The following is a 22,457-nucleotide window of genomic DNA, read 5'->3' as shown; positions in this document are numbered from 1 at the left end:
GCCCGCGCACCGCGCCGGTCGCCGGGCGGCGGCTGGGGCGGTCCGGACGGCGACCACGTGGACGTTTCGGCCGGTACCGAAGCGTCCGCCCCCTAGCCTTCGGTCCATGACATCGGATCCATTGGTGGTGAGCCTTCACGCCGAGGTACGGGCCGTGCTGGCCCATCCCCGGTTCACCGTCGGCCCCGTGCCGCGCCCGCCGTTCGCGCCGACCGTGGCGTGGCTGCGCGGAGCCGTCGGCCGTTTCGCCGAGGGAGCCGAGCACGCCGCCCGGCGGGCCGCCGGTGAGGCGGTGCTGGCCGGGCTGGACCCGGACGCGCTGCGCGCCGAGGCCTTCCGGCTCGCCTCGCGGGAGGGAGGACCTCTCCCCTGTCCCGTGGAGCTGGTCCCGGTGCTGGTGCTGGCCGTCGCGCTGGGCGTACCGGCCGAGGACGGGCCGGGGGCGGTGGAGGCCGTCGCGGCGATCGCCCCGATGTACCTGCCGGCGCCCGGCGGCGGTGACGGCGGCGGTGACGGCGGCGGTGACGGGGAGACGGCCCGGGAGGCGGCCGACGCGGGGGTGGCGCGGCTCTCGCGGCTGCTGGGCGATCCCGCCCCGGAGCGGCTGGCCGTGCTCGCGGGGCTGCTGGCCCAGGCGTGCGGCGCCACCGCGGGACTGGTCCGCGGAGCGTCGGCCACCGGGAAGGCGGGCGCGGTGGAGGACCTGCTGGCCAGGACGCTGCGCGACGATCCCCCGGTCCGTGCCCTGCGCCGCAGGGCACCCGGCGGGCGGGAGGTGGTGCTCGACATCGCCGCGGCCAACCGCGACCCGCGGGCACGCCCGGAGCCGGGCCGGGCGCCCGAGGAGGAGCCCGGGTACCTGACGTTCGGCGCGGGCCCGCGGGCCTGCCCCGCCCGGCGGGTCGCGCTGGCCCTGGCCGCCGGGACGGTCGAGGCGGTCGCGATGACGTTCGAGGGAGCGCCACGATGACGTTCGCCCGGTTCAAGGCCCTGCACCACGGCGCGGAGCCGCTGCTGCTGCCCTGCGCGTGGGATCACGCCTCGGCGGCGGCACTGGCGCGGGCGGGGTTCGCCGCGGTCGGGACGACGAGCCTGGGGGTGGCCGCGGCGGCCGGCAAGCCGGACGCCGGGCGGGCGACCCGGCGGGAGACCACGGCGCTGGCGCGGTCGATCGCCGGCCTGGAGGTGCCGGTGAGCGTGGACATCGAGGACGGCTTCCACCGCGACCCCGGCGAGGTGGCCGACCTGGTCGCCGAGCTGGCCGGTCTCGGGGTCGCCGGGGTCAACCTCGAGGACGGCCGGGGCGCCGGGCTGGCCGAGACCGGGACCCAGGCGCGGCTGATCGGCGTGATCAAGCGACAGGTCCCCGGGGTGTTCCTCAACGCCCGTACCGACGCGTTCTGGCTGGGCCTGCCCGGCGCCCCGGCGCTGGCGCGGGCCAGGGTCCGCGCCTACGCCGACGCCGGGGCCGACGGGGTGTTCGTGCCGGGCGCGAGCACCGAGCGGGACATCGAGACGCTGGTCACCGAGGCCGGGGTGCCGGTGAACGTGCTCGTCCAGCGGGAGATCCCGGTCCGCGGGCTGGCCGAGCTGGGCGTGGCCAGGATCAGCTACGGCTCGCTGCTGTTCCGCACGGCGCTGCACGCCGCCGTCACCACGGCGTTGGAGATCGCCGCCGGTGAACCGGTCCCGGACGGCGTCCCCTCCTACGAGCAGGTCGAGGCGCTGCACCGGTACGGGCGAGGTGACCTCAGATCTCCTTGAGGAGCCCCGAGTCGACGGCGAAGTCCGCGCCGGTCGTGCTCGCCGAGCGCGGCGAGGCGAGCAGGGCGATCACGTCGGCGATCTCCTGCGGCTCGGCGAGACGCCCGGTGCTCAGGCTCATCATCTCCACCGCGCCGCTGTCCAGCACGCTGTCACGGTCGGTGCCCGCCTGGGCGGCGATGATGTCGGCGGCGCCGCCCTCCTCGGTCCACCAGGGCGTCCGCACCGGGCCCGGGGACACGGTGTTCACCCGGATGCCCTGCGGCGCGAACTCCTCCGACAGCGCCTTGGTGAGGTTGTTCAACCCGGCCTTGGCCGCGCTGTAGTCGACGTTCATCGGGGGCCGGGTGGCGGGCGCTGGTGGAGGAGACGTTCACGATCGACCCCCCGCCCCGCCGGAGCATCGGCGGGACGGCCGCGCGGACGGCCCGTACGACCGAGAACAGGTTGAACTCGAACATCGCCCGCCAGTCGTCGTCGGTCGGGGCCATGAACGAGAAACGCGGCAGGGAGACGCCGGGAGGCGGCCCCCCGGCGTTGTTGACCAGGATGTCCAGCCCGCCGAACTCCTCCACGGCCCGCGCCACGACGTGGCCGGGCGCCTCGGGGTCCATCAGGTCGGCCGGTACGTGCAGGAGGTCGCCGCCGGCGAGTTCCTCCAGCTCCGGGGTGCTCTTGCGGGAGGCGGCCACGACGCGCGCCCCCTCGGCGAGGAGGGTGCGGGTGACGGCCAGGCCGATGCCCTTGGAGGCGCCGGTGACGACCGCGACGCGACCGGAAAGCTGCAGATCCATGAGTGTCCCTTCGCCGAGCCCCGCTCGGGGGCTCTTCACGCGGAGCCCGATGGGGCTCTTCACGCGGACAACGCTAGGAGCGGGGCGCGATCGCGGGCCGGCGGGATTCAGACGGGCAATGAAGGATGGAATCGGACCTCGCATCCGGTCCGGCCGACCGGCGGGGAGCCCGGGAAGGCCCGTGTGCGAGCATGAACCGATGACCGAGGCACCGCTGAGACCCTCCGGGGCCGAACTCCTGGAGATCCGCCGGCTCCGCCTCGTCGAGACCGCCGTACCGCGGGTGCCGTCCGACGAGCTGGCGGCCATGAACCGCGCCTGGGACGAGGCGGTCCGGTCCAACCCGAGCCTGTTCGACGGGCCGGTGGCGGCGTGCGCGGGGATGGAACGGGAGGGGGCGGACGGCCTGGTCCTCTCCTGGGTGAGGACGACCTACCGGCTTTACGCGCTGCGCCTGGTCCCGGGCGCCACCTCGTGGCTTCCGAACCTGTTCGTCAGCGTCGCGCAGCCGACGGACGACGGGCGTCTTCTGGTGGGAAGGATGTCGCCCTCCACGGCCGACCCCGGTCGCTGGCAGCTCCCGGGAGGGTCCGTCGAGCCCCCCGAGGAGCGCGCGTCCATCGACGAGGCCGTGCTCCGCCGGAACGCGGTCCGGGAACTGGCCGAGGAGACCGGTGTCGAGACGGCACCCGGCGACCTGACCCGGTGGCTGGTCACGCGCGAGGGCAACGGGAACGTCGGCGTGCTGTTCCTGGCCCCCCGCCGACCGGCGTCGTTCCTGCGCGAGCGGTTCGCGGCCATGGTGTCCTGCGAGAGGGCCCGGGGACGTGACCCGGAGCTGGACCGGATCGCCCTGGTCGACTCCCCCGCCGGCCTCGCGCGCCTCGACGGGCCGCACGCCGACTACCTGGAACCGGTCGTCCGCCGGTACGCGGGACTGCTCTCCCGAGGCCGTGCCTGACCGTCCGCCACCGGCAGCCGCCACGGGCGGCCACGGGCGGCCACGGGCGGCCACGGGGGTCGGCGGGGGTCGGCGGGCACAGGCCCCGGGGCCTGTGCCTCCGCCGTGGCGAGCGGCTCGGATCGACCGCGGCGTGCTCATCCGGCCAGGCGCCGGATCTTGAGGGTGTTGTCCGTACGGGTTCCCGGCAGCCCGTCGGGACCGGTCTGGGTGCGCGGGTGCTCCTCGCTGACCAGCACCTCCCACTCCCCGTCGGGCAGGTCGAGGGATTCGAGCACCTCCCGCGGGGTGGGGAGCGCCCCGTACCGGTCGGGCTCCGTCTCCCAGGAAGGGGGGCCGGCGTGCCCGACGATCAGGAGCACCCCGCCCGGCGCGACCGCCGAGGCGGCGGCCCGCAGGATCCTCTCCCGGGGCATGTCGCCCGGGGAGTGCAGGAACTGCGCGGAGACGAGGTCGAAGGTCCCCTCGGGGAAGGACGTCGCCAGGTCGTGCCGCTGCCAGTCGATGCGGCCGGCGACGTCCCCGGCGACGTCCCCGGCGACGGAGGCCGCGTGCCGGGCCGCGCGCTCCAGGGCGATCCGGGAGATGTCGACGGCGGTGACGCGCCAGCCCTGGCGGGCCAGCCAGATCGCGTCCCCTCCCTCACCGCAGCCCAGGTCCAGGACGGTGCCGGGTTCCATGCCGGAGACCTCCCTGACCAGGGCCGCGTTCGGGTCGCCGCTCCAGATCCGTTCGCTCTCGCCGTAGCGTCCGTCCCAGAACTCCTCCTCGGCGGCCGTGTCGTAGGCGCCGCCGGCCTCGTGGGTGTCGCGGGTGCCGTGGGTCATCGGTGGGTCCTTCCTCGTGCTCTCGGTGCTCTCGGTGCTCTCGGTGCTCTCGGTGCTCTCGGTGTTGTCGGTGTTGCCGGTGCTCCCGGGTGGGAGAGGGCGTCGGTGGGACGTCGCTCGCGGACGCGTGCCGGATGCCGGCCGACGGAACGTCGTCCGCGGTCCCGTACGGAACGCCTCACCGGCCGCCTCGGCGGGCGTCGACGGCCCGGCGGGTGTCCTCGGCGATCAGGTCGCTGTTGATCGCCACGGCGGCCCGCAGGCCCGCGGCGGCGGCTCCGATCACCGTCTCGGTCAGGAGGGTGACGTTGCCGGCCACCCACACCCCCGGCACCGCGGTCGCCCCGGACGGGTCGGAGGCGACGGAGGCGCCGACCACGTGCCCGCCCATCTCCTGCTCGGTGGCCTCCAGGCCCAGGCTCGTCAGGACGCCGGAGCGGGCGGCGAAGTACGGCGCGACCACCACGGCCCGGCAGGGGACCGTCCGGCCGTCGGCCAGGGTCACACCGGTGAGCCGGTCCTCGCTCGTCTCCACGGCGTCGACCTTGCCCTTCACGACCGCGATGTCACGGGCGGCCAGCCGCTCGTACTCCTCGGGGCCGGGCTCGGGCGCGGTGTGCAGCAGTAGCGTCACCCGCGAGCTCCACTGCCGCCACATCAGGGCCTGGTGCACCGCCATCGGCCCGTCGCCGAGAACGGCGATCGGCTGGTCGCGGACCTCCCAGCCGTGGCAGTAGGGACAGTGCAGCACCTCCCGCCCCCACCGCTCGGCCAGCCCCGTCACCTGCGGCAGCTCGTCGACCAGGCCGGTGGTCACCAGCAGCCGGCGCGCGGTGACCGCCGACCCGTCCCGCAGGGTGACTCGGAAGTCACCAGCCTCCAGGCGCTCGGCAGCGGCGACCTCGCCCCGCGCGATCTCGCCGCCGTACCCGGTCACCTCCCCGCGGCCCAGGGCCAGCAGTTCCAGGGGCGGCGTTCCCTCGCGCGCCAGGTAGTTGTGCGCGTGCGCGGCCGGGGCGTTGCGCGGGTCGCCGGCGTCGATCACCAGCACCGAACGCCGCGCCCGGCTCAGGGTGAGGGCCCCGCTCAGCCCGGCGGCCCCGCCGCCCACCACCACCACGTCGTAGTGCCGCCCGCCGCCCCCGGCGGTGTCGGCCTGTGCTCTCGACTCGTTCATGAAAGTACCTCCCGTTTCACCGGGGATACTGCCTCCCGCCCCCCAAATGCGGCAAATATTGTTGCCGTATCAGCAAACAGCCCCTGACGGGCGGGGACGGGTGTGACGCGGGAGCAGCAACGGGGTGGCCAGGAGGAGGACTCCGGCGGTCGCGATCGCGGCGCGGGGGCCGGTGGCCGCGGCCAGCAGGCCCCACAGGGCGGTCAGCGCCGCGATGGCGAGACTGCCGCTGACCGACCACGCCGACAGGGTGCGGGCGACCCGGCCGGGGGCGGTGTGGTCGAGCCGGTAGGTGGCCAGCACCGGGTTGAACACGCCGCAGCAGGTCACCAGGCCGAGCTGGACGGCGACGACGAGCACGATCCCGGGGACGCCGGGCTGGACGAACGCCAGCCCGACGGGCCAGCACGCGCGCAGCGTCCCGGCGGCGAGCATCACCTCGTGCCGCCCGAACCGCGCCACGAGCCGGCGCGCCAGCCGTGCCCCGACGAGACCGCCGGCGCAGGGGACCGCGAACACGAGGCCGTACTGCCAGGGGGCGAACCCGAGGTCGCCGATCAGGAGGACGACGAGCAGCGGCTCGGTCGCCATGATCAGGCCGTTGACCAGGATCGCGTTGAGGAACAACCGGCGCAGCGCCGGGTGGCCCAGGATGTCGCGCCACCCCTCGAGCAGGTCCCCGGCGCGCGGCCCCGCCGTGCCGGTACGCGCGGGGCGCGGCTCGTCCCCGCCGATCGCGCGGACGCCCAGCGCCGACAGCAGGTAGCTGACCGCGTCGGCCATCACCGTCACCACCGGGCCGAACACCCCGATCGCGGCCCCGCCGAGCGGCGGCCCGACCATGGTCGCGGTCCACGTCGTGGACTCGAACCGGCTGTTCGCGACGAGCAGGTCCTCCGGCGGCAGGAGCGTCTTCAGGTACGCGCCGCCGGCCGCGTTGAAGGCGATCCTGGCCGCGGCGACGACGACGGAGACGACGAGGAGCTGGGCGAAGCCGAGCAGGCCGAACGCGAACGCGACGGGAACGCTCGTCAGCGCCGCGAACCGGACCAGGTCCATCGTCACCATCACCGGCCGCTTGCGGCGGAACTCCACCCACGGACCGAGCGGCACCGCGACCACGGCCCCCACCGCGAGCCCCACGGCGGACAGCGCCGCCACCTGGGCCGGCCCCGAGTCCAGCACCAGGACCGCGATCAGGGGGAACGCCCCGAACCCGATACTCGTGCCGTACGAGCTGATCGCGTACGACGCCCACAACCACCCGAACCGCCGTCCCAGCGCCCGTCTGCCCCTCATCCCCGCCCGTCTCCCGCGTCATCCCGTACAACCCCGTGTCGGCCTCCGACATCCAAGCGGCGAGCGGAGCGGGAGATCAAACAACCGATCCACCACGAGGGCACAACCAGGAGTTGTGCCGCTACCCTTGCCGGCGTGGATCTCGACGCCGTGCGCACCTTCGTGGCCGCCGTGGACGCGGGGCGGTTCCAGGACGCCGCCGACGAGCTGTCGATCACCCAGCAGGCCGTCTCCAAGCGCGTCGCCGCGCTGGAGAGGAGCCTGGGGGTGCGGCTGCTCACGCGCACCGCGCGCGGGCTCCGGCGGCGGGCGCCGCGCCGGGATCAGCCCCCCGAGGGGCCGTCCCCGGCGCGGCGGACGGGCATCCAGGTGGGTGCGGGATCGCCGGTCAGGAAGTCGGCGACCAGGCGGGCGCACAGCTCGGGCTTCTCGTGCAGGAGGACGTGGGACGTGCCGGGAACGACGGCGAGCTGGGCGTCGGGAAGGCCCCGGTACAGCTCCAGCGTGTGCTCCAGCGTCACGATGTCGTCGTCGGCGGTCATGACCAGCACCGGGCAGGTCACGGAACGAAGAGCGGACGGCTCCAGGGCGCGCTGCTCGGCCACCGCCCGCACGATCTTGGCCACCACGACCGGGAGATGGTCGACGCCGTCGGGCGACACCTCCGCGTAGGCCTCGACCAGGGGCGGGGGCAGCGTCCCCTCCCCGGAGGGCCGGACGATCATTCCTTCCACATCGAAGGCGCCGCTGATCAGGACGAGCCGCTCGACCAGGTCGGGGCGGTGCACGGCCACCCACAGCGCCACGGTCGCGCCGGCGCTGTAGCCGGCCAGCCGCACCGGCCCGTCGGCGACCTTCTCCAGGAACGCGACGGTGTCGCGCGCCATCACCTCTGCCGTGATCGGCCCCGGCACGTCGGCGGTGTGGCCGTGGCCGCGGCGATCGGGCAGCAGCAGCCGGAAGCGGCCGGCCAGAGTGCCGAGGTTGCCGTCGAAGTCCCTGCTGTCGGAGAACCCGCCGTGCAGCAGCACCAGCGGCTCTCCTTCGCCGCGCTCGTCGTACCACATGCGTACGCCGTTCACATCCGCGTAGTCCGCCATCGTGTCGCCGTCCCTTCGCTTCCCTCCCGGTGACCGTCACCGGGTACGTGGGTAGTACGAAGCGGAGGCCGGGAACTCATCGCCCGTCCGGAGAATCCCCCGGAAAGGCGACCTCGGCCTCCAGGACGGCCGGCAGGCCGAACAGCGGGAACAGCCGGTCGGCGTCGAGGTAGGTCGTCAGCTCGGTGATCAGATCGCCGGAGACCGCGACGACCACGAGCGCGAACGGCTCCAGCCCGCCGCCGGGGCCGGTCGGGCGGTACTGCGCGAACGCCGGCGAGCCGTTGGCCGTGGCCGCCACCAGGCGCGTGCCCGCGCAGGGCCGTCCGGCCGCGAGCAGCATCCGGCGGATCGCGGCCCGCCCGCGCAACCACCACGGGAACGGCGGCATGGACGTGACGGCGTCCTCGTGCAGCAGCGCCACCAGGGCCTCGACGTCGTACCGCTCGAAGGCGTCGCAGTAGCGGGCCAGGAGCCGCCGCCGCGCCCGGTCCATCGGCAGGTACGGCTCGCCGGGCCCGGCGCAGGCGGCCGGGGCGGTGGAGGCGGCCGGGGCGGCCGAGAGGGTTCTCATCGTCGCCCGCGCGCGTTGCAGCGCGCTGGTGACGGAGGCGACCGTGGTGTCCAGCAGCCGGGCGACCTCGTCGGCCTTCCAGCACAGCACGTCACGCAGGATCAGCACCGCCCGCTGGCGGGGCGGCAGGTGTTGCAGCGCGGCGACGAACGCCAGGCGGATCGTGTCGCGCTGGGCGGCCAGCTCCGCCGGATCACCGCCGGCGGGCAGGACACGGCCGTCCGGGACCGGCTGGACGAAGGCGCTCTCCGGGAGCGGCGCGCCGAGATCGGAACCGGCCCGCGCGGCCGGGCCCAGGTCGATCGCCCTGGCCCGGCGCCGCGCGCCCCGCAGCATGTCGAGGCAGACGTTGGTGGCGATGGCGTGAAGCCACGACCTCAGCGGCGCACGGCTCCCGTCGAACCGGTCGAGGCTCCGCCAGGCGCGCACCAGGGTCTCCTGCACGGCGTCCTCCGCCTCGAACGGCGAGCCGAGCATCCGGTAGCAGTAACCGGTCAGGGCGATCCGGTGCCGCTCCAGCTCGTCCATCCCCCCGGACCCGGGCGTGCCCGAACCGCCGGGAACGGCCCCGAGAGCCTCCGGGTCCGGCGGCGCGGTCGTCCCGCCGCCGGCTTTCATACGACCAGTCACGCGGCGAGGGTAGCGCCCGGCACCGACAACCGGCCGGGACCGGTCGGTACGCTCCCGCGGAACCGAACATCTCCGCAGGTGGGGCGGACCGCCGACCTGACGGCCGACCTCGCGAAGACCTCCTGCCGACCGCGAGTACGCCACCGGCCGACGGTCGAAGGGAGCGGCGTCAGGTTCGGCAGCTGATCTCCATGCCGTCCTCCACGGGGAACGCGACGGTGACGTATCCGTGTGCGGGGTCGCGGACGTAGGCGAGATAGTCGGCCATGCTCGCGAAGGTGGTGTCGTCGGCGACGACGAGGGCGGCCGGGGCGAGGCGGTCTTCGAGCAGCCGCAACACCGGCAGGCAAAGGTCCTTCCAGCCGTCGAGCAGCAGCAGGCCGACAGGTCCGCGAACCTCGGCCAGGGTCAGCAGAGCGTCGCCCGCCAGGATCGTCACGTGCTCGGCGACGCCGGCCTGGGCCAGGTTGCCGCGCGCGGCGTCGACCTTGGTCCGGCTGAGTTCTGTCGTCCATACGTGACCGACGCCGTTGTCGGCGACTGCGGCGGCCAGGTGGATCGTGGAGGTGGCGTAGGAGGTGCCGAACTCGACGATCGTCTCGGGGCGGCCGTTGCGTACGAGCGCGTAGAGCAGTTGGCCGCCCGATCGGGAGATCGGCATGTACTCCTCGGCCAGCGCATCGGCACGCTGCTTCGCCGACGCGTCGGCGAAGGGCGTCTCCAGCGGCCACGGCGCGGGGTTCACCTCTTCGAGGTCGGCGGCCGCGAACAGCCGATCGAGGACGGCGGCTGTGCCGGGCGTTGCCAGTGTGTTCATGACCGCTACAGTAGACGCACCGTTGCGTCTACACAAGATGCTAAGGTCGCGTGGTCGAAGGGAACGGACCCATGAGCGCTGAGACCGGCGGAGCCACGGGCAGACACCGCGGAAACAGGCACGGCCGCAGCGAAGAAGCCCGCCAGAGCGTGCTGGAGGCCGCCGACGACCTGCTGGTGGAGGTCGGGTACGCGCGGCTGACCATCGAAGGCATCGCCGAACGCGCGGGGGTGGCCAAGCAGACGATCTACCGCTGGTGGTCGTCGAAGACCGACATCCTCATGGACGCCTTCGTGCAGGACGCCGCCGAGGCTCTCGTCCCGCCGGACACCGCGGACCTTCGGCGGGATCTGCGTGCCCACGCCCGCGAGATCGCCCGCTTCCTGACCGAGTCCGACGCCGGCGCGGTCTTCCGCGTGCTCACCGCGCAAGCCCAGCACGATCCCGCACTCGCCGCCCGGTTGCGCTTCGAGCATCTCAGCAGGCAGCGCGGCTACGACCGGCTGCCCTTCGAACGCGCGGTCGCCCGCGGCGCGCTCGACCCCGGCCTCGACATCGACCTCGCCGTCGACCAGATCGTCGGGCCGATCTACTACCGCGTCCTCGTCACCGGCCAGAGCCCGTCCCCGGAGTTCACCGACGCGCTCGTCGACATCGTCGTCAGCCGGCACACCGGGGGCTGAGCCTGCGGGAGTGCCCTCTCGGGGGCCGTCGGGGTGGACCCTTCCCGCGGACCGGCGGCGCCCCGAGCGCGCGCCAGCCGGCCTACGCCGCGGCCGCGCGTCAGGTGGGCTCGCGCGCGGGGACGGCCGTGGCGGTGTCCGGCGCGGGTGCCTTCGGCTCGGGGGTGTCCGGCTCGGGGATCACCGGGGGCGGGTCGCTGAGCTGTTCGCGCAGGTAGTTCCACACCACGGCGATCAGGGCGGTGACGGGCACGGCGAGCAGGCTGCCCACGATGCCCGCCAGGCTGCCGCCCAGTGTCACGGCCAGCAGGATCACCGCCGCGTGCAGGCCGAGGCCACGGCTCTGCACCATGGGCTGGAACACGTTCCCCTCGAGCTGCTGCACGGCGATGATGATGGCGAGCACGATCAGCGCGTCCGTCAGGCCGTTGGACACCAGCGCGATGAGGACCGCGACGAAACCGGCGAACAGGGCTCCGATGATGGGGACGAACGCCGCGACGAAGGTCAGGACGGCCAGCGGAAGGACCAGCGGTACGCCCACGATCCACAGGCCGATACCGATGAAGACGGCGTCGAGCAGGCCCACGAAGGCCTGGGACAGGACGAACGAGCCGAGGGTGTCCCAGGCGCGTCCGGCCACGGTCGGCACGTCCTTGGCGAGACGGCCCGGGAGCTGGAGGGTCAGCCACGGCAGGAACCGGGGGCCGTCCTTGAGGAAGAAGAACATCAGGAAGAGTGCCAGGACGGTGGTGACCAGGCCGTTGACCACGGTGCCCACCCCGCTGAGGGTGGCGGTGACGATGCTGCCGATGCTGGACTGGATGCGGGCGACCGCCGTGTCGAACACGTTGCTGACCTGGTTGTCGCCGATGTTGAACGGCGGACCGGAGGCCCAGTCGCGCAGGCGCTGGATGCCGTTGCCCACGCCGGTGACCAGCTCGCCGGACTGGGAGGCCACCGGGACGGCGATGAGCACCACGATGCCGGCGGCGACCAGGAGGAAGAGCAGGGTCACGACCGAGGCGGCCAGGGTGGGGTGCCAGCCGTGCCGGCGCAGGAAGCGGGTCACCGGCCAGGTCAGGGTGGTCAGGAGCAGCGCGATGACGAGCGGCCAGATGATGGACCACATCTGGCCCAGGATCCACAGCACCGCCGCGGTCATCAGCACGACGAGCAGCATCTCCAGGGAGATGTGCGCCGACGTGCGCAGCGCGGCGCGGGTCTTCTTGGCGTTCAGCGTGGCGGGCACGAGAACACCTTAGACATAGTCGACCGGGTCCGCGTCGGCGCGGGGAGCCGGCCGATCACCCAGGGGTCGTGGCGGAGCGGAGCCGCGCGGCCGCCAGCGGCACCTGTGTCCCCTGACCGGGCCAGGAACCGCTCAGCACGGCGCCGGTGAGACCGGTGGCGGCGTCGAGGCGGCGGACGACGTCCAGCTCGACGGTGTCCGTCACGATCAGCGTCGGGTCGCCCTCGGTGACGCGCCGGATCGCGCCCGCCGCGGGTGCCCCCGTGCCGCCGGTCGCGCCGCCGGCGACGTCCATGTCGGGCTCACGGCGTTCGAGCCGGTCGCCGATCCGGGTGAACTGCTCGGCCTGGCCGGTGTTCCCGAGGATCGCGCCCGCCAGCGCCGCCGCGTACACCGGGTCGCCGGACCCGTCGTAGACCCAGCGTCTGCCCAGCACCGAGTGCTCGAGGGTGCCCAGCAGCCGCTCCTCGTCATCGGTCAGGGGCGCGCCACGGTAGGTGAGCGGCACCTGGTGAACCGGGCCGTCGCCGACCCGGACCAGCATCGTCTCGATCCCGACCGCGCCGGCGGGGTCGTCGAACCGGTAGGACGCCACCCGCAGCACCTCGCCGGCCGGCCCGTCGTACCAGTCGCGGCCGGGCAGCCAGGCGGCCAGGAGTTCGAGCTTCGTGGGCCGCAGCGTGGCCTGGTGGATCAACGCCATGCGCCCATCGTAGCCAGGACCGGGAGATCCCCCGAGGCGGGCCGCCCGCCGTCCGACGATCGCGAGTCCGGGGGCGCGACGGACGCGCGGGGCGGGGTGACATCCCGCGAGCGGCGGACGACGTCAACTTCGGTTGACTTAATCGGGGTGTCAACCTAGGGTGACGGAATGGAGCAGGGCAGGCCGGCGACGCTCGACCAGACGACCGAGGGAGACCCCATGGCGGGCCTCGCGGTCACCGTCGAGGTGCGGCGGGAGATGGAACGCCTTGAGGCCGTGCTCGTGCGCAGGGCGCGTACGACAGGACGCACCTGGGCCGAGATCGCCCAGGTGCTCGGCATCAGCAAGCAGGCCGTGCACAAGAAACACGGCGGGCGCGGGCTGTTCCGTTCCGAGGAATGACGGGAACGACGTCCCACCGAGCGGGGCGTGACCCTGTGACAGGCGAAGGAGCCCCCTTGACGACGACCACCCCTCCGTCCGCGGTGCCGGAAGCCGTCGCCGTGGCGGTCGCGGCCAACCTGCCCGTCCTGCTGTGGGGAGCGCCAGGCACCGGCAAGACCTCCTCGGTGCTCGCCCTGGGAGAGGCGCTGGGACTGCCCGTCGAGGTCGTCGTCGGGTCCATCCGCGAACCCACCGACTTCTCCGGCCTGCCGGTGCTGCGCGAGGGCGGCACCTGGTTCGCCCCGCCGCGCTGGGCCGAACGGCTGGCCCGCCACGGCACCGGCCTGCTCTTCCTGGACGAGCTCACCACCGCGCCACCGGCCGTGCAGGCCGCCATGCTCAGGGTCGTGCTGGAGCGGACCGTCGGGGACCTCGCCCTGCCCGCCGAGGTACGGATCGTCGCCGCGGCCAATCCCCCGCGGCAGGCCGCCGACGGCTGGGACCTGTCGGCGCCCCTGGCCAACCGGCTCGTCCACCTGAACTGGCAGGTGCGGGCCGCGGACGTCGCCGACGGTTTCACCGGCGGCTTCACCACCCCGGACCTGCGACGCGCGGCCCCGCCGGGCGAGGCCGAGGTCGCCCGCGCCAGGGCGCTGGTGGGCGCCTTCCTGCGCGTACGGCCCGAGCTGGTGCTCGCCGTCCCGTCCGGCCCCGACCAGGCCGGCCGGGCCTGGCCGAGCCCGAGGACCTGGGAGATGGCGGCCAGGGCCGTCGCCGCCTGCGAGCACGGCGGCGTCCGCGACGAGGTGCTCGCCGAACTCGTCCTGGGCGCGGTGGGCGAGGCCGCCGGGTTCGAGCTCCTGTCCTGGCTGCGCAACCTCGACCTGCCCGACCCGCGGAGCCTGCTGGCCGGTGACGACGTCCCGCTGCCCGAGCGGGTCGACCGGCTGCACGCGGTGCTCGGCGCCGTCGTCGCGCACGTGCTCGCCGACGGGGGCCGCGACGCGTGGGAACGGGCCTGGACGGTGGTGGCCAGGGCCTCCCGTACCGCGCCGGACGTGGCGGCCTCCGCGGCCAGGTCCCTGGCCACGGCCAGGCCCGCCGGAGCCGCGCTCCCGCACACCATGCTGGAACTGGCGCCGGTGCTGCGCGCCGCGGGGCTGCTGCGGTGACCGGTCCCGCCGAGGCCGCGCCGGTCCTGGCCGAGCAGGTGGCGGCCAGGTTCGCGGCGGCCAGGCTGTGGGCCGCGCACCGGGCCCCCTACCTGGCCGCCGCCCTGTTCGCGCTGAACCCCGTCGTGCTGGAGCCCTCCTTCGACGACGCCACCGGCGAGCCGGTGGCCGATCCGGAGTTCCGCGCCTTTCCCGCCGACACGCGCTGGAACGTGCACGTGGAGACCGGGACCGCGCTGGCCACCCCGGTGGAGGAGATCGGCTGGTGGCTGCTGCACCAGATCGGCCACCTGGTACGCGCGCACGCCGCCCGCTCCCCGGTACGGCCCGCCCACGGGAACACCCACGCCGCCGGTGAGGCCGGGTCCGCGGAGGCGCGCCGCTGGAACCAGGCGGCCGACGCGGAGATCAACGACGACCTGGAGGCCGAGGGCCTGCACGGACCCGCCGGAGTGATCTCCCCCGCCCTGCTGGGCCTGCCCCCGAACCGGACGGCCGAGGAGTACGTGCCGATGCTCGACGTGCTCGCCGAGGCACTCGGCAGGGGCGGGGTGGCGCTGTCGGACGCCGTCGACTGCGGCGGCGCCGCCGACGGGCTGGATCGCGGCCACCACTCCCCCGGCCCGGGCGGCTCCGGCGGACTCGGCGAGCTGGAACGCGAACTGCTGGAGAGGTCCATCGCCGCGGGCGTCCAGGAGCGGGCCGCGACCCGGGGCGACGTGCCGCTGGGTCTGCGCCGCTGGGCCGAGGGACGCCTGCGCCCCGAGGTCGACTGGCGCGCGCTGCTCGGCTCGCTGATCCGGCGCGGGGTGAGCACCGCGGCCGGGCGCGTCGACTTCGGCCACCGGCGCCCCTCTCGCCGGGCCGGCGCGACCCCCGGCATCGTCATGCCCGCGATGGTCGGCCCGGCCCCTTCCGTCGCCGTCGTGATCGACACCTCCGGCAGCGTCGGCCGTCCCGTGCTGGGCAGGCTGGTCGCCGAGACCACCGGCGTCCTGAACCGGGCGGCCGGGCCACGCAGGCGACTCCGGGTGATCTGCTGCGACACGGTGGCCCATCCGGTCCAGGAGATCAGGCGAGCCCAGGACGCCGTGGCCGCCGTGGCCGCCGTGGCCGCCCGGAACACCGTGAACACCGTGGACGCGATGGGCGCGATGGACGCGGCGGACGCCGGGGGCCTGGCGCTGACCGGTGGGGGCGGCACCGACATGCGGGCCGGGATCGCGGCGGCGGTGGCACTGCGCCCGCGGCCCGACCTGGTGATCGTGATGACCGACGGGCTGACCCCGTGGCCCGAGCGGCGCCCACCCGCCCAGGTGATCGTGTGCCTGGTCGGCGAGGAGGGGCAGGCCCCGGCATGGGCGGCAACGGTACGCGTTCCCACGGCAGGCGTTCCGGACAGCGTTCCGGACAGGGGTCCGGGCGAGGTTCCGGGCGAGGAGGAGAAGTGATCACCACGTTCACCGGGGAGCCGCCCGAGCCGGAGGAGAACGATCCCGGCGGCACCGGCGGTTCCGGCGTCCCTGGCGGCTCCGGTACCCCCGCCCGTCCCGAGGTCCCGGCGACCCCGCCCCCCGCGGAGGGCGGAAGCGGCTCCGGCGGCGGTCGTGGCGGGGACGGGCGCTGGGACATCGGCGCGACCGGGGACCCCGTTCCCGAGCCCCTGCACGAGTGGCGGACACGCGGCTTCGCCGTCGCCGAGGCCCGGCGGTGGATCGAGGCCGGTTTCCTGGCCTACGACGCCGAGCGCTGGCGTACCTCCGGCGTCTACACCCCCGGGGCGGCCCGCGAGTGGCGCACGGCCGGAGCGACCCCGTACACGGTCGACGTCTGGCTCCGGGCCGGCATGACGCCGCGTGACGCGGTGCGCTGGAGGGAGATGGGCCACTCCCCGCAGGAGGCCGCCGAACGGCATCTGGCCGGGGAGAGGCCCTGGCCCGCGAGCCGGCTCGCCCGCCTGTTCGGCCGCGGGCGCGGACGGGCCGGCCCCGACGGCACCACCGCCGACCCGGCCAGGTCCGAGGCCATGCGGGAACTGCTGCGCGCCCGGGTGCCCGCCGCCGTCGCGCGGGGATTCGTCGAGGCCGGCTGGAGCGGTCGTGACGCGCTCGAATGGGCGCGTCACCGGGTCGAGCCGGCCGACGCCAGGATCTTCCGCGCCCTGGGGTTCACCGCCGCCGAGGCGGCCGGGCTCGTCGGGCGCGGACAGGACGCGATCTCGGTCATGACCGCCTGGTGGAACGCCGGGGTTCCCCCGGGGGAGGTCGCCGCCTGGTGCGGGGCGGGCTTCGGCGCAGAGGAGGCCGCCCGGCTGCGCGAGGAGGGCACCGGGGCCGAACAGGCCGGGATCCTGCGCGCGCTCACCCGCGCCGACGAGCCGTGACCGGGGTCGCGCCGCCTCGGCGACCGTGCCCGCCGCGGGGGCACCGGCCCCGACGCCCGGCCCGACGCCCGGCCCGGCGACCCGGCCCGGCGACCGGGCGTCGGTGCCCGGCCGCGGACCCTGTCCGGCCCGTGGGGCCCTACGGGATCGGTGTAGGATCTCGCCCAAAGCGACGACGGAGCCGAGTAGCACCTCGACCACCGGAGTCGGAGAGAGCCGCCGGAAGCTGCGAAGGCGGACTCCGGCCGGGGTGTGAAGACCCTCCCGAGCTGCGGGGAAGAACGGCCTTGCGGCCAAGTAGAGTCCCGCCGCCTCACCCACGTCACGGGTTCATGAAGGCCGTGCCGTCCCCGTGACGGCACGGTGAAGGTGTGGTGGCACCGCGAGGATCCCGCTCGCCCGCACCTCCCAGGGGACGCGTTGCGAACCAGAGGAGGTCACCACAATGCAACGCATCCTGTCCAGCGCCCTGCCCGCGCACGTCGGCGAGACCGTACGGCTCGCGGGCTGGGTCCATCGCCGCCGGTCGTTGAAGTCCGTCGCCTTCCTGATCCTGCGCGACGCCGCCGGACCGGCCCAGGTCGTCGTGTCCGAGCGGGCGGTCCGCGCCCGCCTGGATGAACTGCCGGAGGAGACCGTGGTCTCCGTCGTCGGCACGGTCACCGCCAACCCGTCCGCGCCGGGCGGCGTCGAGGTCACCTCGCCGGTGATCGAGGCACTGGGCGACCCGGCCGAGCCGCCCCCGTTCGACCTGTACCGGCCCGACCTGAACGTGAGCCTGCCGGTGCTGCTCGACCACGCGCCGGTCGCGCTGCGCCACCCGAGACTCGCCGCCGTGCACCGTGTCGGCGCGGCCGCGGTCGCCGGTTTCCGCGCGTCCCTGCAGGCGAGGTCGTTCGTCGAGATCCACACCCCGAAGATCGTGGGAACGGCCACCGAGAGCGGCGCGAACGTCTTCGAGCTCGACTACTTCGGCCGCCCGGCCTACCTGGCGCAGTCCCCCCAGCTCTACAAACAGATCATGGTCGGGGTCTTCGAGAGGGTCTACGAGGTCGGGCCGGTCTTCCGTGCCGAACCCAGCGACACCGCCCGCCACCTGGCCTCCTACACCTCCCTCGACGCCGAGATGGGCTTCGTCGACGACCACCGCGACGTCGTCGCCGCCTGCCACACCACGGTCGGGGGCATGCTGGACGCCATCCGGGACCTGGCCGCTCCCTCGCTCGACCTGCTCGGCGTCACCATGCCCGCGCTGCCGCCCGAACCCCTGGTGGTGCACTTCACCGACGTCCTGGAGATGGTCGGCGAGGCGACCGGGCAGGACCTGAGCGGCGAGCCCGACCTGGCGCCCGCGCACGAGCGCCTGCTCGGGGAGTGGGCCCTGCGCGAACACGGTTCGGACTTCGTGTTCGTCGAGGGCTACCCGACCGCGCACCGCGCGTTCTACACCCACCCCGACCCGGCGCGTCCCGGGTACTCGCGCGCCGTCGACCTGATCTTCCGCGGCCTGGAACTGGTCAGCGGCGGCCAGCGGCTGCACCGCCACGGCGACTACGTGCGGGCACTGGAGGCGCGCGGCGAGAGCGACCTGTCGGCGTACGCGGGATACCTCGACGCGATGCGGCACGGCATGCCGCCGCACGGCGGGTTCGCCTTCGGGCTGGAGCGTTTCCTGGCGCGCCTGCTGGACGTGCCGAACATCCGCCAGGTCACGCTGTTCCCCCGGGACCTGCACCGGCTGTCCCCGTGACCGCACCCGGTGGGGCCGGCCCGGCCGGCCCCACCGGGGATCCCCGGGGTCCCGGCCGGAGATCCGGGGACCAGCCGCGGTGGCCGAGCGGCAACGCAGGGTCAGCGAACTGGAGGGCGGCGACGCACCGGGATCGCAGCCCTCGGAGGGTGGGTGAATTCAGCGCTGCCTCTCCCCCCTTCATAGGACGCGGGTCACGCGGCTGGCATGGCGGAACGCGCCCGGCTGCAGCCCGTTGTCCAGGGCACTCGCAACGCTCAGCATCTGCAACGGCAGGATCTCGGCGATCGGCCGGGCCGCGCCGGTGAGGGCGGGGGCCGTGAGGTTCACCCCGGGCCCCTCCTCCGGCCCGACCCAGAGCACCTGCCCGTCGCGGTCGAGAATGTCCTGCGCCATGCGCCGGTTGAGTGGTGCCGTCGCCCGCGCCCCCGCCAGCATGACGGCCGTGAAGCGGTCGTCCACAAGGTCGAGCGGGCCGTGACGGAACTCGCTGGTGGCCAGCGCCTCCGCGTGCACCTTGCCCGCCTCCTTCACGAGCAGCGCCCCGGTGCGCGCCGACGCCAGCGACGGGCCGCGGCCCAGCACCACGAATGTGCGACTGGCCAGTTCCAGTGGGCGAGCGATGTCAAGGTGATCGTCGAGGGCATCGACATACCGACGCACCTCGGGCACGGCGGGCGCGAAGTCCGCCGAATGATCTTCGCCGAGCGCGGCGTCCACCAGGCGCGCGCCGGCCACGATCGTGTTGATGTAGGTCCCTGTACCGGCTGTGTCCTCGCGCGCGGCCCCTACGTGGAGGGGGTAGACGACGTCCGCGCCGCGGGCGAGCGGCGAGCTCAGGTTGTTCACCACCGCCAGGATCGCGGGGCGCTTCGGGCCGAGCGTGTCGAGCAGGGCGAGCACCTCCGCCGACTCGCCCGATTGCGAGATGACCACAAGCAGCTTGTCGGGGGTCAGAAGGCCAGGCGCGTAATTGATCAACTCGGCGGTCTCGACGATCCAGGCGGGCACGCCGGCCGATACAAGCCGCAGCCACGCCGGGTACGACGCGAACGGCCCCGAGCCCATGCCGGTGAACACGATGCCGCTGTGGCGCGCCAATCGGTCGCGCACCAGGCGGCCGACGTCGTCGGGGATCGGAGAGTCGAGGATGGCGCGGAGGGTGTGGACCTGTTGGGCGATGCCGCGCACGTAGGGAGGCGTCACGTCGAAGGAGGAGTTCACCCGGCGAACTTATCACCTTCCTGTTACATGTAAACTTTTTTCTGTTTACTTCTTGCCATAAATGTTCAAGTGAACATAACCTCTCCGCCATGACATCCTCACTGGCAGAGCCGTTGCTTGAGGCGCGTAACGTCGTGAAGACGTTCGGTCACGTGCAGGCGCTGCGCGGCGCCGACTTCGCGGTCGGTGCGGGCGAAGTGGTCGCGCTGATGGGCGATAACGGCGCGGGCAAGAGCACCCTCATCAAGATCCTTTCCGGTGTCCAGCCCCCTACCAGCGGCGAAGTCCTGATGGACGGCGAGCCTGTCGAACTGCGAAGTCCCGACGCCGCTCGCGCCTTGGGGATCGAGACCGTCTACCAGGACCTCGCGCTCGCCGACTCCCTCGACGCGGCCAGCAACCTGTTCCTCGGAAGGGAACACATGCGCTCCGGGCTACTCGGGCGCCTCGGCTTCCTCGACAAGAAGACCATGCGCAGCGAGGCCGCGCGGGTCTTCAGCGAGTTGTCGGTGACGGTCACGCCAGGCGGGCAGACGGTCCGTGGCATGTCCGGCGGCCAGCGTCAGGGGGTTGCCGTCTGCCGCGCCGTCATGTGGGCCAACCGCGTCGTCTTCATGGACGAGCCCACGGCCGCGCTGGGCGTGGCCCAGACCAGGAATGTCCTCGACCTCATCAAACGGGTGCGTGACCGGGGCATCGCGGTCGTGCTCATCAGTCACAGCGTCCCCGACGTGCTGGACGTCGCAGACCGGATCGAGGTGCTGCGGCTCGGGCGGCGCGTCGCCCGGCTTGACGCCCGTGTCACAAACACCCAGGAAGTGGTCGCCGCCATCACCGGCGCGCGCCAGGAGGAGATGAGATGAGTCCCTCAAGCGCCGCCACGGTGGCCCCGGCTACCGGAACGGAGTCCCCGCGCGCTCGGTTGACCAGCCTCCTGCTACGTCCGAGCACGGTCACGTTCATCATTCTGGTTGTGATCGTCGCCGTGTTCGCGACCATCGCGCCCGTCTCGTTCACCAGTGTGAGCAACACGCGGGCTATCCTCACCGACGCATCGATCCTGCTCATCCTCTCCATCGCGATCAACTTTCCGATGATCACGGCAGGCATCGACCTCTCGACCGGCTCGGTGCTGGTGTTCTCGGGAGTGATGTCGGTCAAGGTCATGCAGGCGTTCGGTGGCGACGGCCCCGGGGTGGCCGTCCTTGGTGGCGTCGTCGCGGTCGCCAGTGGTCTGGGCTGGGGTGTGCTGCACGGCGTGCTCGTCGCGTATGGGCGAATCCCAGCCTTCATCGCGACACTGGGCACTCTCGGTGCGGCGCTCGGGCTCTCCTACATCATCACGGGTGGGTTCGACCTGCAGGACGTGCCGTCCTCGGTCACCTCCATCGGGTCGCAGCGCCTGCTCGGAGTGCCGTGGCTCGTGGTGGCGGCCGCGATCGTCGCCATCGTCTTCGGAGTGCTGCTGCAGGCCACCCGCTTCGGCCGCCACACGTACGCCATCGGCGCCAGTCAGGAGGCCGCCCGGCGCGCCTCCATCAACGTCAACGTCCACCTCGTGAAGGTGTACGTCATCGCGGGCGGGCTCACCGGCTTGGCCGGGTTCTTGTCACTCGCCCGGTTCGCCACCACCACCCTCGCCGGGCATGCCACCGACAACCTCCAAGCCGTCACCGCCGTCGTCCTCGGCGGCACCAGCCTGTTCGGCGGAACGGGCGCCATTGTCGGCACCGTCGCCGGCGTCTTCATCCCCACGGTGCTGCAGAACGGGTTCGTCGTCACGGGCGTGACGCCCTACTGGCAGCAGGTCGCCGTGGGTGTCGTCCTCATCGCCGCCGTCTACCTCGACAAGATCCGCCGCAGCCGCTCCGTCTGAACGGCCATACCCCGAAGGAAACCCATGAAGCCGTCCCTGCGTGCCATCGGACACGCCGCCCTCGTCACGTCGGTGATCACGGGCCTCGCCGCCTGCGGCGCCGCGGAACGCTCCAACGGAGCGGCCACGACCACCGCCTCTGCCGACATGTCCCTCATCGTGGGCAACCTCGGTGACGCCTACTACCAGTCACTCATGTGCGGGGCCAAGAAGGAGGCCGCGGCCAAGGGCGTCGCGCTCGAACTGCTGGGGCCGAAGGCTTTCGACACCTCGCAGCAGGTACCTATCGTCAACGGCGCCACCGCGAAGAAGCCGGACGCCATCATCATCGCACCGACCGACTCGAAGGCTCTCTTGCCACCGCTCCAGCAGGCACACCAGGACGGCTCCAAGATCGTCACAGTGGACACGACGCTCGACGACACCTCCTTCCTGTCCTCCCAGATATCCGCCAACTGGACGCAGATGGGGACGCTCGGTGCTCGGGAGCTCGCCAAGGCCATCGGTGACAAGGGAACCGTCCTGGCGATCTTCTCGCCGCCCGGCGTCACCACCAACGATCTAGGACGCAAGGCGTTCCTCGAGGAGATGACGAAACACCCCGACATCGAGCCGGTCATCCAGTACAGCCAGGGCGACGCGGGCAAGTCCGCCTCGATCGTGACCGCGGCGCTGGCCCGGCACCCCGGGCTGGCAGGTGTGATGACCTTCAACGGCGGCGACGCCGAAGGCGCGGTCACCGGCCTGCGCGAGGCGGGAAGGGCCGGAAAGATCCCCCTGGTGGCCGGAGGCGCCCGCGAGTATCAGGTTGGGTTGCTCAGGGACGGTATCGCCAAGGCACTCCTCGTGCCCGCGCCGTCGAAGATCGGCGCCGCCGCGGTGGGCCAGGCGCTGGCGGCGGCGAAGGGCTCGGCCACGCAGCCGACCGTCGACACGGACATCGTCGTCGCCACTCGCGACAACATGGACGATCCCGCCATCGCCCAGTCGTTTTACGTGCCCTGCTGACCCGACCGGTGACGGGACGGGCGTCGGGCGTTGCGCGTGAGACCGTTGTGAAGGAGCGACACCAAGTCCTACATCTGTC

The 22,457-nt window shown here is 73.5% G+C and carries 22 protein-coding genes and 2 pseudogenes; 13 read left to right on the top strand and 11 right to left on the bottom strand.

Annotation, left to right across the window (positions count from 1 at the left end; translation table 11 throughout):
• Nucleotides 1–106 precede the first annotated feature (106 nt).
• A complete protein-coding gene (locus AB0G16_RS31575; RefSeq protein ID WP_362813270.1) occupies nucleotides 107–970 on the top strand; it encodes a cytochrome P450 in 864 nt (287 codons plus the stop codon).
• Nucleotides 967–1,764 carry an isocitrate lyase/phosphoenolpyruvate mutase family protein gene (locus AB0G16_RS31570; protein ID WP_362813267.1) on the top strand — a complete coding sequence of 266 codons (798 nt, stop codon included), beginning with the start codon at nucleotides 967–969 and terminating at the stop codon, nucleotides 1,762–1,764. The genes AB0G16_RS31575 and AB0G16_RS31570 overlap by 4 nt, the downstream gene beginning before the upstream one ends.
• Here AB0G16_RS31570 and AB0G16_RS31565 read toward each other — a convergent pair.
• Complete coding sequence (locus AB0G16_RS31565; RefSeq protein WP_362813263.1) at nucleotides 1,751–2,101, bottom strand: SDR family oxidoreductase; 351 nt, start codon at nucleotides 2,099–2,101, stop codon at nucleotides 1,751–1,753. The two genes, AB0G16_RS31570 and AB0G16_RS31565, sit on opposite strands and share 14 nt — an antisense overlap.
• 58 nt (nucleotides 2,102–2,159) lie before the next feature.
• Nucleotides 2,160–2,558, bottom strand: a pseudogene (locus AB0G16_RS31560) (SDR family NAD(P)-dependent oxidoreductase); the annotation flags it as partial.
• A gap of 199 nt (nucleotides 2,559–2,757) precedes the next feature.
• On the opposite strand from AB0G16_RS31560, the gene AB0G16_RS31555 reads away from it, so the two are divergent.
• Nucleotides 2,758–3,519, top strand: a complete 762-nt coding sequence (locus tag AB0G16_RS31555; RefSeq protein WP_362813260.1) for an NUDIX domain-containing protein — start codon at nucleotides 2,758–2,760, stop codon at nucleotides 3,517–3,519.
• Nucleotides 3,520–3,656: 137 nt separating this feature from the next.
• On the opposite strand, the gene AB0G16_RS31550 is transcribed toward AB0G16_RS31555, so the two are convergent.
• The 3 genes from AB0G16_RS31550 to AB0G16_RS31540 form a co-directional block, all read right to left on the bottom strand.
• On the bottom strand, nucleotides 3,657–4,346 hold the full coding sequence (locus AB0G16_RS31550; protein WP_362813257.1) for a methyltransferase domain-containing protein: 690 nt from the start codon (nucleotides 4,344–4,346) through the stop codon (nucleotides 3,657–3,659).
• Nucleotides 4,347–4,524: 178 nt separating this feature from the next.
• Nucleotides 4,525–5,523 (bottom strand): NAD(P)/FAD-dependent oxidoreductase, encoded by a 999-nt coding sequence (locus AB0G16_RS31545; RefSeq protein WP_362813254.1) that lies wholly within the window; start codon nucleotides 5,521–5,523, stop codon nucleotides 4,525–4,527.
• 69 nt (nucleotides 5,524–5,592) lie between these two features.
• On the bottom strand, nucleotides 5,593–6,822 hold the full coding sequence (locus tag AB0G16_RS31540; RefSeq protein WP_362813251.1) for an MFS transporter: 1,230 nt from the start codon (nucleotides 6,820–6,822) through the stop codon (nucleotides 5,593–5,595).
• Nucleotides 6,823–6,957: 135 nt separating this feature from the next.
• On the opposite strand from AB0G16_RS31540, the pseudogene AB0G16_RS31535 reads away from it, so the two are divergent.
• Nucleotides 6,958–7,125 (top strand): annotated as a pseudogene (locus AB0G16_RS31535) (LysR family transcriptional regulator); the annotation flags it as partial.
• Nucleotides 7,126–7,145: 20 nt separating this feature from the next.
• On the opposite strand, the gene AB0G16_RS31530 reads toward AB0G16_RS31535, so the two are convergent.
• The 3 genes from AB0G16_RS31530 to AB0G16_RS31520 form a co-directional block, all read right to left on the bottom strand.
• Nucleotides 7,146–7,922 (bottom strand): alpha/beta hydrolase, encoded by a 777-nt coding sequence (locus tag AB0G16_RS31530; RefSeq protein ID WP_362813248.1) that lies wholly within the window; start codon nucleotides 7,920–7,922, stop codon nucleotides 7,146–7,148.
• 76 nt (nucleotides 7,923–7,998) lie between these two features.
• Nucleotides 7,999–9,126 (bottom strand): sigma-70 family RNA polymerase sigma factor, encoded by a 1,128-nt coding sequence (locus tag AB0G16_RS31525; RefSeq protein WP_362813245.1) that lies wholly within the window; start codon nucleotides 9,124–9,126, stop codon nucleotides 7,999–8,001.
• A gap of 169 nt (nucleotides 9,127–9,295) precedes the next feature.
• Nucleotides 9,296–9,943, bottom strand: coding sequence for a class I SAM-dependent methyltransferase (locus AB0G16_RS31520; RefSeq protein WP_362813242.1), 648 nt, complete (start codon nucleotides 9,941–9,943; stop codon nucleotides 9,296–9,298).
• A gap of 71 nt (nucleotides 9,944–10,014) precedes the next feature.
• Between AB0G16_RS31520 and AB0G16_RS31515 the strand changes: the two genes are divergently transcribed.
• Nucleotides 10,015–10,626, top strand: a complete 612-nt coding sequence (locus AB0G16_RS31515; RefSeq protein WP_362813239.1) for a TetR/AcrR family transcriptional regulator — start codon at nucleotides 10,015–10,017, stop codon at nucleotides 10,624–10,626.
• Between the two features lie 100 nt (nucleotides 10,627–10,726).
• Here AB0G16_RS31515 and AB0G16_RS31510 read toward each other — a convergent pair whose 3' ends face one another.
• Nucleotides 10,727–11,878: an AI-2E family transporter gene (locus tag AB0G16_RS31510; protein WP_362813236.1), complete on the bottom strand. Its 1,152-nt coding sequence runs from the start codon at nucleotides 11,876–11,878 to the stop codon at nucleotides 10,727–10,729.
• 55 nt (nucleotides 11,879–11,933) lie between these two features.
• Nucleotides 11,934–12,581: a hypothetical protein gene (locus tag AB0G16_RS31505; RefSeq protein WP_362813233.1), complete on the bottom strand. Its 648-nt coding sequence runs from the start codon at nucleotides 12,579–12,581 to the stop codon at nucleotides 11,934–11,936.
• 168 nt (nucleotides 12,582–12,749) lie between these two features.
• Between AB0G16_RS31505 and AB0G16_RS31500 the strand changes: the two genes are divergently transcribed.
• The 5 genes from AB0G16_RS31500 to aspS all read left to right on the top strand — a co-directional run bounded on the left by AB0G16_RS31500 (nucleotide 12,750) and on the right by aspS (nucleotide 18,270).
• Nucleotides 12,750–12,983 (top strand): hypothetical protein, encoded by a 234-nt coding sequence (locus AB0G16_RS31500; protein ID WP_362813230.1) that lies wholly within the window; start codon nucleotides 12,750–12,752, stop codon nucleotides 12,981–12,983.
• 56 nt (nucleotides 12,984–13,039) lie between these two features.
• Entirely contained in the window at nucleotides 13,040–14,137 is a 1,098-nt protein-coding gene (locus AB0G16_RS31495; protein WP_362813227.1) for an ATP-binding protein, read from the top strand.
• Nucleotides 14,134–15,588: a VWA-like domain-containing protein gene (locus AB0G16_RS31490; protein WP_362813224.1), complete on the top strand. Its 1,455-nt coding sequence runs from the start codon at nucleotides 14,134–14,136 to the stop codon at nucleotides 15,586–15,588. Before AB0G16_RS31495 ends, AB0G16_RS31490 begins: the two co-directional genes overlap by 4 nt.
• On the top strand, nucleotides 15,585–16,520 hold the full coding sequence (locus AB0G16_RS31485) for a hypothetical protein (protein WP_362813221.1): 936 nt from the start codon (nucleotides 15,585–15,587) through the stop codon (nucleotides 16,518–16,520). Before AB0G16_RS31490 ends, AB0G16_RS31485 begins: the two co-directional genes overlap by 4 nt.
• 445 nt (nucleotides 16,521–16,965) lie before the next feature.
• Entirely contained in the window at nucleotides 16,966–18,270 is a 1,305-nt protein-coding gene (gene aspS / locus AB0G16_RS31480) for an aspartate--tRNA(Asn) ligase (RefSeq protein WP_362813218.1), read from the top strand.
• Nucleotides 18,271–18,450: 180 nt separating this feature from the next.
• Here the strand turns inward: aspS and AB0G16_RS31475 are convergent, their stop codons facing one another.
• Nucleotides 18,451–19,494, bottom strand: coding sequence for an SIS domain-containing protein (locus tag AB0G16_RS31475; protein ID WP_362813216.1), 1,044 nt, complete (start codon nucleotides 19,492–19,494; stop codon nucleotides 18,451–18,453).
• Between the two features lie 89 nt (nucleotides 19,495–19,583).
• Between AB0G16_RS31475 and AB0G16_RS31470 the strand changes: the two genes are divergently transcribed.
• The 3 genes from AB0G16_RS31470 (at nucleotide 19,584) to AB0G16_RS31460 (ending at nucleotide 22,378) form a co-directional block, all read left to right on the top strand.
• Nucleotides 19,584–20,357, top strand: coding sequence for an ATP-binding cassette domain-containing protein (locus AB0G16_RS31470; RefSeq protein ID WP_362813213.1), 774 nt, complete (start codon nucleotides 19,584–19,586; stop codon nucleotides 20,355–20,357).
• Between the two features lie 110 nt (nucleotides 20,358–20,467).
• Nucleotides 20,468–21,370, top strand: a complete 903-nt coding sequence (locus AB0G16_RS31465) for an ABC transporter permease (protein ID WP_362813206.1) — start codon at nucleotides 20,468–20,470, stop codon at nucleotides 21,368–21,370.
• Nucleotides 21,371–21,394: 24 nt separating this feature from the next.
• A complete protein-coding gene (locus AB0G16_RS31460; RefSeq protein WP_362813203.1) occupies nucleotides 21,395–22,378 on the top strand; it encodes an ABC transporter substrate-binding protein in 984 nt (327 codons plus the stop codon).
• The last annotated feature ends 79 nt before the right edge of the window (nucleotides 22,379–22,457 follow it).

Origin of the sequence: Streptosporangium sp. NPDC023615 (assembly GCF_040640155.1) — a bacterium.
Taxonomy (GTDB): domain Bacteria; phylum Actinomycetota; class Actinomycetes; order Streptosporangiales; family Streptosporangiaceae; genus Streptosporangium.
Note: the sequence above shows the minus strand (reverse complement) of the source record. Positions and strands in the feature narration are given on the sequence as shown.

Bases quoted from the DNA above. Each gene is read 5' to 3' on its own strand.
- AB0G16_RS31500 (WP_362813230.1), top strand. From the start codon at position 12,750: ATGGAGCAGGGCAGGCCGGCGACGCTCGACCAGACGACCGAGGGAGAC.
- AB0G16_RS31570 (WP_362813267.1), top strand. From the start codon at position 967: ATGACGTTCGCCCGGTTCAAGGCCCTGCACCACGGCGCGGAGCCGCTG.
- aspS (WP_362813218.1), top strand. From the start codon at position 16,966: ATGCAACGCATCCTGTCCAGCGCCCTGCCCGCGCACGTCGGCGAGACC.
- AB0G16_RS31565 (WP_362813263.1), bottom strand. From the start codon at position 2,101: ATGAACGTCGACTACAGCGCGGCCAAGGCCGGGTTGAACAACCTCACC.
- AB0G16_RS31545 (WP_362813254.1), bottom strand. From the start codon at position 5,523: ATGAACGAGTCGAGAGCACAGGCCGACACCGCCGGGGGCGGCGGGCGG.
- AB0G16_RS31460 (WP_362813203.1), top strand. From the start codon at position 21,395: ATGAAGCCGTCCCTGCGTGCCATCGGACACGCCGCCCTCGTCACGTCG.
- AB0G16_RS31555 (WP_362813260.1), top strand. From the start codon at position 2,758: ATGACCGAGGCACCGCTGAGACCCTCCGGGGCCGAACTCCTGGAGATC.
- AB0G16_RS31520 (WP_362813242.1), bottom strand. From the start codon at position 9,943: ATGAACACACTGGCAACGCCCGGCACAGCCGCCGTCCTCGATCGGCTG.
- AB0G16_RS31550 (WP_362813257.1), bottom strand. From the start codon at position 4,346: ATGACCCACGGCACCCGCGACACCCACGAGGCCGGCGGCGCCTACGAC.
- AB0G16_RS31575 (WP_362813270.1), top strand. From the start codon at position 107: ATGACATCGGATCCATTGGTGGTGAGCCTTCACGCCGAGGTACGGGCC.
- AB0G16_RS31505 (WP_362813233.1), bottom strand. From the start codon at position 12,581: ATGGCGTTGATCCACCAGGCCACGCTGCGGCCCACGAAGCTCGAACTC.
- AB0G16_RS31470 (WP_362813213.1), top strand. From the start codon at position 19,584: ATGACATCCTCACTGGCAGAGCCGTTGCTTGAGGCGCGTAACGTCGTG.
- AB0G16_RS31515 (WP_362813239.1), top strand. From the start codon at position 10,015: ATGAGCGCTGAGACCGGCGGAGCCACGGGCAGACACCGCGGAAACAGG.
- AB0G16_RS31530 (WP_362813248.1), bottom strand. From the start codon at position 7,922: ATGGCGGACTACGCGGATGTGAACGGCGTACGCATGTGGTACGACGAG.
- AB0G16_RS31540 (WP_362813251.1), bottom strand. From the start codon at position 6,822: ATGAGGGGCAGACGGGCGCTGGGACGGCGGTTCGGGTGGTTGTGGGCG.